Here is an 11,178-nt window from a genome sequence, read left to right on the forward strand (position 1 = left end):
CTCCGAATTAGCCACAGCAATGTCTGCTATGGTATTCGACATTTGTGATTCAGGAACCAAAACAGCATCGATTACGTGAATTACACCATTTGTTCCCTGTATATCGGTAGCAACTACTTTAATAGTTCCGTTAAGCATTACGTCTCCGTCAATGGTCACTTCAAATTCTTCTCCCGAAATTGCCGCAACTGCTCCGGCCGAAAGTTCGGTTGACAAAACATTATCTCCAACCACGTGATAGGTTAATATTGATGTCAGATCTTCAACACTTACATCATCTAAGCCTGAAATTTCGAGCGCTGCAAAAAGTGCTGCAAATGCATTGTTTGTTGGTGCAAACACGGTGAAAGGACCGTCGGCGCTTAAAGCACCTGCCAAATCAGCTTTAACAACTGCACTTACCAGCGATGAGAAATTATCGGAATAAGTGGCCAAATCAACAACTGTTGGCGGCAACAACACTTTGTCGATAACATGAATTACACCGTTCGAAGCCATTACGTCGGCAGTGGTAACATTGACGTTGTTAATCATTACACCGCCATTAACATTAACCAGCAGTGAAAGTGGAGTTCCGTCGGGTGAGCCAGTGTTTAATGTTGCCACTGCTCCCGATTCCAGGTTGTTCGAGTATGCTAAATCGCCCACTACATGATATTTAAGCACGGCTGTTAAAGTAGCTGCATCAATATCGTCGAGGCTGCTTGCGCCCAGATCTGTTAACAAAGTTGCAAAGGCAGCATCAGTTGGTGCAAATACGGTAATATTTTGCTCGGTACTTAAAAATTCAGCCAAACCGGCTTTTTGGGCTGCCTGAATTAACACATTAAACGAGCCCGCTTCAGCAGCCACGTCTACAATCGTTTTTTCCATTTCAGGATCCGGCATCGGATCATCGTCATCATTACATGCAGTAAAACTTAGCGTCAATACCAGTAATAGGACCGGTAGTAAACTAAACCGTTTTTTTGTCTTCTTTAATAATTCAATCGTTTTCATAATTCTAGTTTAAAAGTGGATAAATAAATGTTTCTGTTTTCGTTCTCTGAAATTGTTTTCTTGTCTTCTTTTTGTTTAACTACAACTAATACAATATTAAACACTTTTTTGTTTATTCTTTTCCATCTTTTATTAAACATTTAAGTTTTAATAATATTCACCGATCAATATCTACAACACTTTCAGGTGTTTTGTTAAATTTTGTTAATTTCAAAATTTCAATTAAGTATGAAAGCAAACAATAAGGATATTGATCTTCACCACTGATTTTGAAATGGACCAAATGAACCTGCGGATAGTTGATGAAAATCTCGCGATTTCGACTATCGCAATACTATTATTTTGTATTCATTGAAATTGATATATATCACAGAGATACTTGATATTCAACAGACTATTGATTTATATCATAGTAAAACAGTAGGATAATACGATCAATTCTTATAAATTTAGAGGTGATGATCTGAAAAATAAAATGATATTGAGACAAGATGCCTGGTCAATATCACTTTATACTTCTTAGGAGCTACTAGTACATCTATCTGCATAACCTGACATTTGTGGACCATGCAAAAGGACAAATCCGATTCTCCGGAAATTGAACTCCTCAGAAAAGATATTTTTGCCTTAACCCAACGTTTAAATCTTGTTGAAAGCAAACTGGAAGAACTGCAAACTCAAGGTGTTGTTCGAGAAAAGACTCTGACTGTTGAACCAGGTGAAGATTTCGACCTAAAGCTTCCGTTTAAAGAAAAAGGCTCAATAGAATTTGGAGTTGGAGAATCAGGAATGGCCTGGCTCGGCAACATTGTACTTTTTATTGGTATCACTTTTCTGGGTTCATACATTCAAAACACCGGCACGGCAATTCTTTCGTTGGCTGTTGGATTTATTGCCGTAGCAGGATTATATTTAAGTTCGTGGTTTACGCGCTGGTCTTACTCGTTTCTTTCAAAACTTTTTGCTTTTAACGGGCATTTACTGATCTTCTATTTCACCCTTCGCCTGCACTTCTTTCAGGAAAATCCGGTTATCAAAAATGAAACTTTAGGCCTGATCCTTTTGTTTTTGGTAAGTTTTTCGTTGTTGTTCAAAGCCTACCAGAAACAATCGCAAGTTATGTCGGGCATTGTTCTGATAATGTTGCTGTTTTGCGGCATTTTAGGGAAGAACGTAAGTATTGTATCGGGCGTTACTTTATTGGTTGCCGTTATTTCTATGTTTTTATATTACCGTTTCGCTTGGCTGAAACTTACTTTTGCTTTCATTTTTCTTGTTTATCTGGCACATGTAAACTGGTTGATAAACAATCCTATAATTGGCAATACCCCCGATTTTATTGCATCGCCGGGTTTTGGTTATTGGTTTTTTATTCTTAGCTGGTTTGCTTTTTCCATGCTGGCACTCCTCCCCCGAAAAGAGGCAATATCAAACGAATTTGTAATCGCCTCGGTGGTATGGAACGGATTGGGATTTATCGTAATCCTGGGGTTGATTGTTGTTACCTATTTCTCAGAAAATTATGTTCCAATATTTGTTCTGTTAACACTTTTCTGCCTCATCTATTCTGTGGTACTAAAACTTTGGTCGTCGTTAACTATCACCGCCCCCATGTATGTCCTTTTTGGATTTTTATCGCTGAGTGTTGCCATCTACGGCATTTTCGGGCTGCCCGAATCGCACGCCTATTTTGCACTTCAAAGTTTGCTGGTAGTGTCGATGGCCCTGTGGTACCGCTCGCGTTTTATAGTGGTTATGAACACACTTCTTTTCCTAACCTTGCTAACGGTCTATCTGTCGCAACACGAAAGCCAAAACCAGATCAACTTATCGTATATGCTTGTGGCCTTTGTTTCCGCGCGTATACTCAACTGGAAGAAAGAACGCCTCAACATCAAAACTGAATTGGTCCGCAACCTTTACCTTCTTTCTGGTTTTGTAATGACATTAGTAACTTTTTACCATTTATTCCCCGTATCATACATTACCGCTTCGTGGATTTTAGCTGCTGTACTTTTCTTTATAATGAGCCTGCTGCTAAAACGAAAAAAATACCGCTGGCTGGCCATCGCATCACTTGTTGCTTCGGCCATCCGGCTGTTGTTCATCGACATGAAAAACGTTGACATTGGATACCGGGTACTCATATTTCTGGCACTGGCAATTATTTCGATTACGGTATCCATTTTATATACAAAATACTATATCAAAAAGAAGGAAGAAACAGACTGATTCCTTCTGTTGAATGAAATTTGCAACTGACTAATCAAACAAATATGAAGCGCAAAATAATTCAGAAAGGCCCATTACCCCTCCTGGTTCTGGGACTGTATATTTTCGGCTACAGTTGTTCAAGTCAACTGTCTGAAGCTGACAATCACAATCCGGAAATAAACAATCCGACGGAACAAATCGCAGTTAAAACAGCCGGTACTGCAGAAATTGCAGTTGAAGCGCCTCCGTTAACCGATGGCATTTTTCCGTGTAACGATTGCCACTCGGAGATAGAAGCCAATCCGGAACGAAGAGAACTGGTTGACATGCACGACGACATTACAGCAATGTTCAACCACGATAGTGAAAACCGGTGGTGTTTGGATTGCCACGACCTTAATAACCGCGATTCGCTTCGGTTGGCCAGCGGACAATTATTGGATTTTAAAGAATCGTACAAATTGTGCGGGCAGTGCCACGGATTAAAACTGCGCGACTGGAAAGTGGGAGTACACGGAAAAAGAACCGGTGAATGGAACGGGAAAAAGGAATATTTGCTTTGTGTGCATTGCCATGATCCGCATTCACCAAAATTCGAGCTGTTAACACCGGAACCCCCACCGGTAATGCAGGAAAACATTAGCTACATGAACCGGAAACAAAAAGACGATGAAACCGAATAAATCAAGAAGATCCTTCCTGAAAAACCTATCACTGGCTTCGGTGGCTGCGCTGACTGCTACCGGATGTAGCATGAAAGAACTGGAGGAGTTTTTTCAGCGCAACTTCAGAACTTTGTCTGATAAAGAGAAGGAAGACATCATAAAAGATCTGGAGCAAAAGTATAAGGAGAGATACAATAAAGAGTTTAAGGTTTCGGCTGAACCGGCCATGGAGCAGGTTGAATTTGCCTATGCGCTCGATTTGTCGCGGTGTGTTGGCTGTCGTAAATGTGTTTATGCCTGCGTGGGCGAAAACAATCAATCACGGTCGCCACAAATTCACTGGATACAGGTGCTGCAAATGGAAAAGGAAAAAGGAATTGACTTTGCCCATTCTGATGTGCATTACAACCCGGAGAAAGTTCCTGAGAAAGGGCACTTTTATTTACCTGTTGCCTGCCAGCAATGCCGAACCCCACAATGTACAACCGTTTGTCCGGTAAAAGCAACGTGGCAGGAACCCGACGGAATTGTAGTTATCGATTACAACTGGTGTATCGGGTGCCGCTATTGTATGGCTGCTTGTCCTTACGGAGCGCGTCACTTCAACTGGGGCGAACCTGAAATTCCTGAAGAAGAACTCAATACCGACATGCACTATTTGGGAAACCGCCCACGGATGAAAGGTGTAGTTGAAAAATGTACTTTTTGTATTCAGCGTGTACGAAAAGGGAAATATCCGTCGTGTGTTGAGATTTGCCCGGTTGGGGCCCGCAAATTCGGAAATCTGCTTGATCATGAAAGTGAGATCAGATATATACTCGAAAACAAACGGGTACTGGTGCTTAAAGAAGAGTTAAACACTCAGCCGAGGTTTTATTATTTCTTCGGTGTGTAACTCCATTCGGCAAGCTACTGTAAACAAGAATTTAAGAAATAACTAAGAATTTTCGCTATGAATTTCATGCGCTTTATAAACGGAAGTATCAAATTAATACTAAAAGGTTCCAACGCTTATTACGCCTGGTTGTTCTTTCTGATTGCACTGGCAGTCTGGGGAGCATTTGGTTATGCCGATCAGCTAAACGAAGGCCTGATAACAACAAACATGCGCGATTCCGTTTCGTGGGCATTTTACATTGGCAACTTCACGTTTTTGGTGGGAATTGCTGCTGCTGCCATTATGCTTGTAATTCCGGCTTACATATACAACTGGAAACCCATAAAAGAAATCGTAATTTTTGGGGAACTACTGGCTGTTTGCGCCGTAATTATGTGCATTGCATTTATTGTGGTCGATATAGGAAATCCACTGCGTTTCTGGCACATGCTACCACTGGTGGGTACTATGAACTTCCCCTATTCCATGTTATCATGGGACTTTTTCTTCCTGCTGGCCTACCTTATTATTAACCTCACCGTTGTAACCCATTTATTGTATAGCATTTTTTACAAAAAACCCTACAATAAAAAAATGGTGCAAATTATTGTGCTGATAAGTATACCAATGGCCGTTGGAATTCATACCGTAACTGCGTTTTTATACAATGCCCTACCCGCTCGTCCGTTTTGGAACAGCGCTTTACTGGCTCCACGATTTTTAGCATCTGCATTCTGTTCAGGGCCGGCCATACTTATTATCCTCTTTCAGATACTTCGAAAAATCACCAAATTCGAAATTCAGGATAAAGCAATTTGGACCATTGCCGAGTTGATGGTTTATTCCATGTTTATCTATTTGTTTTTCACGATTGCCGAACTGTTTAAAGAATTTTATTCGGGAACCGAACACCTGTTGTACTGGAAATACCTTCTTTTCGGAATTGGCGACTCAAAAGAAATTGTGCCCTACAGTTGGTCTTCAATAACGATGGGATTTATTGCCTTTGTTCTCTTCCTGATTCCGAAAACCCGCAAAAACTTTGTGACACTAAACATTGGAGCTGTGCTGATTTATGCCAGTGTTTACGTTGAAAAAGGAATTGCCCTTATTATCCCCGGATTTACTCCGGATGTTTTGGGACAAATTTACGTTTACACTCCTTCAATGACCGAAATCAGAACGGCAGCCATGATCTTTTCGCTGGGATTTTTGCTTTTCACATTCCTGGTAAAAATTGCCATTGCCATAGTTTTCGAGAATTACAGAATATCAGACATCAGCAAAAAAGAAAAACACTTAATGCGCGAAATGCCAACAACCTAAAAGATTATAAAGAGAAATGCCATGGTAAAATTGTGTTCAAACCCGCAATCCCCGTAAATTTTTCCGGTTTATGCTTTTCAAAAGCAGGGACTGAGGTAACCAGTTGAAAATAATACAAAAAGAAAGGCATTCTGAACAATTTAGGCCCGGCAAGAACAAGACCTTTTTATCCCAATTTCGCTCAGTTTTACCATAACATTAATTTGAGCCCATGATTAATATGATTTTTGTTAACATTAGCCAAAAACCATAGTGATTCTGAGGTGCGTACATTTAAAACCCCTAATTTTGCCACTCGATTTTCAATAACAATTTTCAACATGGCAGATAAAGAGCAAAAACTGTTCACCGATTTTGCACCCATCACAACAGAAGAGTGGGAAGCAAAAATTAATGCCGATTTAAAAGGCAAAGACTACGAGCGCTCTCTCGTTTGGAATACTTACGAGGGATTCAAAGTTCGCCCGTATTACCGTCAGGAAAACCTTGCAGGAAAAGAATACCTGGAAAGCTTACCGGGAGAATTTCCATATGTGCGGGGAAACAATAAAACCAACAATGATTGGTTCATTCGTCAAAACATCTTTGTTACCGATTTTGAAGAAGCTAACAAAAAAGCTTTAGAAGTGCTTGGAAAAGGTATCACCTCTTTAGGTTTCCTTTTCAGCGAATGTGGTTCGGTTACCAAGGAAAGCCTGGGCGTGTTGCTAAAAGACATTTGTCTGGAAGCAGCCGAAATTAACCTGGTTTGCCCTTGCGATAACAACCACTGCGCCGAAGCTTTTGCAGCTTACGTTTCGGAAGGCAACTGGGACAACGATAAAGTGATTGCTTCGGCATCACTCGATCCTATTGGCACTTTCACTTTAAAAGGTAAAATTGAAGAAGATGCAGTAGCAAAACTGGTTCCGGCTGTTGAGGCTGCAAAGGCCGTTAAGAATTTCCGCGTAATTGGCGTTCACGGAAAATTCTTCGCAAACAGCGGATCATCTATCGTTCAGGAGTTGGCCTTTGCGCTGGCACAGGGTGCTGAGTACTTAACACAACTAACCGAAGCCGGTGTTAGTGTTGACGATGCAGCCAGAGCGATTAAATTCAACATGGGTATCAGCAACAACTATTTTATGGAAATAGCCAAGTTGCGTGCCGGCCGTCTTTTATGGTCGAAAATTGTTGAAGCTTACGGACCGGAGTGCAAGTGTTCGGCAAAAATGATCGTTCACAGCGAAACCAACCGCTTTAACAAAACGGTTTACGATCCGTATGTAAACATGTTGCGTACACAAACCGAAGCAATGTCGGCCACTTTGGGCGGTGCACACTCGGTTACAGTACTTCCTTTTAACGCTATTTACGAAGAAACTACTCCGTTCTCGGAGCGTATTGCACGTAACCAGCAGATCCTGTTAAAAGAAGAATCGCACTTCGATAAGATTGCCGATCCTTCAGCAGGTTCGTACTACATTGAAACACTTACTGAAGCACTGGCTGATCAGGCCTGGGAACTTTTCCTTGCTGTTCAGGAAAAAGGTGGTTTCATTGCTGCTTTCAAAGAAGGTTTTGTTCAGGCAGAGGTTAAAGCAATGGCTGCTGACCGTAACAAAAAGATCGCTCAGCGTCGTGAAAACCTGTTAGGAACCAACCAGTTCCCTAACTTCACTGAAAACATGAAAGCTGATTTTGATGGTTCATTGTTCGAAGCAGTTGACCTGGCTGAAGAAGGTGCTGAAGTAGAAACGCTGAAACCTTACCGTGGTGCTCAACCATTTGAGACATTGCGTTACACTACCGATATGTACGCTCGCGAAAACAAACGTCCGCTGGCATTTATGCTTACCATTGGTAATCTTACTTTCCGTAAGGCACGTGCACAGTTCGCCTGCAACTTTTTTGCAGTTGCCGGTTTCGATGTACAGGATAACAACGGATTCGCAACAGTTGAAGAAGGTGTTGCCGCAGCAAAAGCAGCAGGCGCCGACATTGTTGTGGTTTGTAGTTCGGATGAAGAGTATGCTGAAATTGTTCCTGCAGTAGCAGAGCAATTGGGTGAAGAAATTTTGGTTGTTGCCGGAGCTCCTGCTTGTGCAGACGAGCTGAAAGCAAAAGGCATCACAAACTTCATTCACATGAAAAGCAATATTTTGGAAGAGTTAAAAGGTTACCAAGAAAAACTGGGGATATAATTAAACACAAAGACTCGAAGACTCAAAGATGATTTCGAAAACTGAAATAGAAAAGATTGGGAAACAGATTGTGGATGCTGCCTTTGAAGTGCATTCAGAATTAGGACCTGGTTTGCTCGAATCGGTTTATGAAATTTGTTTAGTTGAAGAGTTGAAAGAACGTGGTCTTACTGTTGAGAGGCAGGTTAAATTGCCGGTTGTCTATAAAGACAAGATTCTTCAGAAAGAATTTATCATTGACATATTAGTTGAAAGGTGCGTTATAATTGAGTTGAAAGCTGTTGAAATGTTATTGCCGGTTCACGAGGTACAAACTCTAACCTACATGAAACTGGCAGACATGAAACTGGGTTATCTAATCAATTTTAATGTACCATTGATCAAACAAGGTATTAAACGAAAAATTAACGGATACTTTTAATCTTCGTGACTTAGTGTCTTCGTGTTAAAACAAAAGAATTATGAAACCGAATTTTAAAGATATAAATATCAAAGCAGCTACCGAGCAGGCGAAAGCATCTGACTGGGCTGCAAAAAATAACATCAAAAAAGACTGGGTAACACCGGAGCAGATTCCTGTTAAACCGGTTTACACCAAAGAAGACCTTGAAGGAATGGAGCACCTGAACTATGCAGCAGGTTTGGCACCTTACCTTCGCGGGCCTTACTCGGCAATGTACGCCATGCGTCCATGGACTATCCGTCAGTACGCTGGGTTCTCAACTGCCGAAGAATCAAATGCCTTCTACCGTCGTAACTTAGCCGCCGGTCAGAAAGGTTTGTCAGTGGCATTCGACCTGGCTACACACCGCGGATACGACTCAGACCACGAACGTGTGGTTGGCGACGTTGGTAAAGCAGGTGTGGCTATCGACTCCATCCTGGATATGAAGATCCTTTTCGATCAGATTCCTCTGGATAAAATGTCGGTATCGATGACCATGAACGGTGCTGTTCTTCCTGTGCTGGCATTTTACATTGTTACAGGTTTGGAACAAGGCGCTACACTGGAGCAACTTTCAGGAACAATTCAGAACGATATTCTGAAAGAATTTATGGTGCGTAACACTTACATTTACCCTCCGGAATTCTCGATGAAAATTATCGCCGACATTTTTGAGTTCACTTCTCAAAATATGCCGAAATTCAACTCGATCTCCATTTCTGGTTACCACATGCAGGAAGCCGGTGCAACTGCCGACATTGAAATGGCGTACACGCTTGCCGACGGTTTAGACTACTTGCGCACAGGTGTTAAAGCCGGTTTAGATATCGACGCTTTTGCGCCACGTTTGTCGTTCTTCTGGGCGGTTGGAATGAACCACTTTATGGAAATTGCAAAAATGCGTGCCGCTCGTATGATTTGGGCAAAACTGGTTAAACAGTTTAACCCGAAAAATCCAAAATCGATGGCATTACGTACGCACTCACAAACTTCGGGCTGGTCGTTAACCGAGCAGGATCCGTTTAACAACGTTGGCCGTACTGCTATTGAAGCAATGGCAGCAACTTTGGGCGGAACACAAAGTTTGCACACCAACGCGCTTGATGAAGCGATTGCATTGCCAACCGATTTCTCGGCACGTATTGCACGTAATACGCAGTTGTACATCCAACAGGAAACTGAACTTTGTCGTTCGGCCGATCCATGGGCAGGTTCGTACTACGTTGAAGCATTAACACACGAGCTGGCACAAAAAGCATGGGCACATATCGAAGAGGTTGAAAAACTGGGCGGTATGGCCAAAGCTATTGAAACCGGTGTACCAAAAATGCGTATCGAAGAAGCTGCAGCGCGTGCACAGGGACGTATTGATGGTGGAACTCAAACCATTGTGGGTATTAACAAATACCGTTTGGAGAAAGAAGATCCGATCGACATTCTGGATATCGACAACACTGCAGTTCGTAAATCGCAAATCGAAAGATTGAACAAGCTGCGTGCCGAGCGAAACGAAGAAGACGTGCAAAAAGCGTTGGCAGCCATTACAAAAGCTGCCGAAACAGGCGAAGGTAACTTGTTGGCCTTGTCAGTTGAAGCCGCTAAAAAACGTGCTTCGTTAGGCGAAATTTCAGATGCTTGCGAAAAAATCGCAGGACGTTATAAAGCAGTAATCAGAACTATTGAAGGCGTGTATAAAGCAGAAGCACAAGACAAGTCGGAGTTCCAGGAAGCTCAGGCTTTAGCGAAGAAATTCGCAGAAATGGAAGGCCGTCAGCCACGTATTATGATCGCTAAAATGGGTCAGGATGGTCACGACCGCGGTGCAAAAGTTGTTGCTACCGGTTATGCCGACCTTGGTTTCGATGTTGACATGGGACCATTATTCCAGACTCCTGAAGAAAGTGCTAAACAAGCCGTTGAAAACGATGTGCATGTAGTAGGTGTTTCTTCACTGGCAGCCGGTCATAAAACACTGGTTCCTGCCATTATCGAGGAGCTGAAAAAACTGGGAAGAGAAGACATCATGGTTATTTGTGGTGGTGTAATTCCTCACCAGGATTACCAATACCTCTACGATGCAGGTGCAGTTGCCATTTTTGGCCCGGGTACCAGCGTTGCAGGTGCAGGTAAAAAAATCCTTGAAATTTTGATCGAAGCCTACAAGGAAGATTAGATTATTGGAATAATAGAATATTAGAATTCTAATATAAGATACGAAGCCGGTTCTGTTTGGGACCGGCTTTTATTTTGCTTTCGCAATCCAACCCGTACCGGGTTGTTTGCAACATTTTACAATGTTGCTATTATAATCGAACGCATACTGCGTTCTTTTTTTCGGTGGATTGATCCAACTGAATAAACCCGGTACGAGTTTGAATTCAATAGCACTAATCGCAATTCAATAAAATAAGAATCCGCTACGGATTCGATTATAATAACATCACCAATTGACAATAGAAAACGGAAACC

General features: G+C 41.9%; 8 protein-coding genes. 7 read left to right on the forward strand and 1 reads right to left on the reverse strand.

Annotated elements, in window-relative coordinates; all coding sequences use genetic code 11:
• Nucleotides 1-999: fasciclin domain-containing protein (locus tag ABZB17_RS15310; protein WP_372651281.1), on the reverse strand; the 999-nt coding region annotated here is incomplete at its 3' end.
• Nucleotides 1,000-1,566: 567 nt separating this feature from the next.
• On the opposite strand from ABZB17_RS15310, the gene ABZB17_RS15315 reads away from it, so the two are divergent.
• The 7 genes from ABZB17_RS15315 to scpA all read left to right on the forward strand — a co-directional run bounded on the left by ABZB17_RS15315 (nucleotide 1,567) and on the right by scpA (nucleotide 10,882).
• Nucleotides 1,567-3,231, forward strand: a complete 1,665-nt coding sequence (locus tag ABZB17_RS15315) for a hypothetical protein (RefSeq protein WP_372651283.1) — start codon at nucleotides 1,567-1,569, stop codon at nucleotides 3,229-3,231.
• Nucleotides 3,232-3,275: 44 nt separating this feature from the next.
• Nucleotides 3,276-3,896: a hypothetical protein gene (locus ABZB17_RS15320; protein ID WP_372651285.1), complete on the forward strand. Its 621-nt coding sequence runs from the start codon at nucleotides 3,276-3,278 to the stop codon at nucleotides 3,894-3,896.
• Nucleotides 3,883-4,773, forward strand: a complete 891-nt coding sequence (locus tag ABZB17_RS15325) for a 4Fe-4S dicluster domain-containing protein (protein ID WP_372651287.1) — start codon at nucleotides 3,883-3,885, stop codon at nucleotides 4,771-4,773. Before ABZB17_RS15320 ends, ABZB17_RS15325 begins: the two co-directional genes overlap by 14 nt.
• Nucleotides 4,774-4,830: 57 nt before the next feature.
• Nucleotides 4,831-6,081: a sulfate reduction electron transfer complex DsrMKJOP subunit DsrP gene (gene dsrP, locus ABZB17_RS15330; protein WP_372651289.1), complete on the forward strand. Its 1,251-nt coding sequence runs from the start codon at nucleotides 4,831-4,833 to the stop codon at nucleotides 6,079-6,081.
• Between the two features lie 320 nt (nucleotides 6,082-6,401).
• Nucleotides 6,402-8,264 carry a methylmalonyl-CoA mutase family protein gene (locus tag ABZB17_RS15335; protein WP_372651291.1) on the forward strand — a complete coding sequence of 621 codons (1,863 nt, stop codon included), beginning with the start codon at nucleotides 6,402-6,404 and terminating at the stop codon, nucleotides 8,262-8,264.
• A 28-nt stretch (nucleotides 8,265-8,292) separates the two neighbouring features.
• Nucleotides 8,293-8,685, forward strand: coding sequence for a GxxExxY protein (locus tag ABZB17_RS15340; protein ID WP_372651293.1), 393 nt, complete (start codon nucleotides 8,293-8,295; stop codon nucleotides 8,683-8,685).
• 40 nt (nucleotides 8,686-8,725) lie between these two features.
• Complete coding sequence (gene scpA / locus ABZB17_RS15345; RefSeq protein ID WP_372651295.1) at nucleotides 8,726-10,882, forward strand: methylmalonyl-CoA mutase; 2,157 nt, start codon at nucleotides 8,726-8,728, stop codon at nucleotides 10,880-10,882.
• The last annotated feature ends 296 nt before the right edge of the window (nucleotides 10,883-11,178 follow it).

This window comes from Draconibacterium sp. (assembly GCF_041583095.1).
Lineage (GTDB): Bacteria > Bacteroidota > Bacteroidia > Bacteroidales > Prolixibacteraceae > Draconibacterium.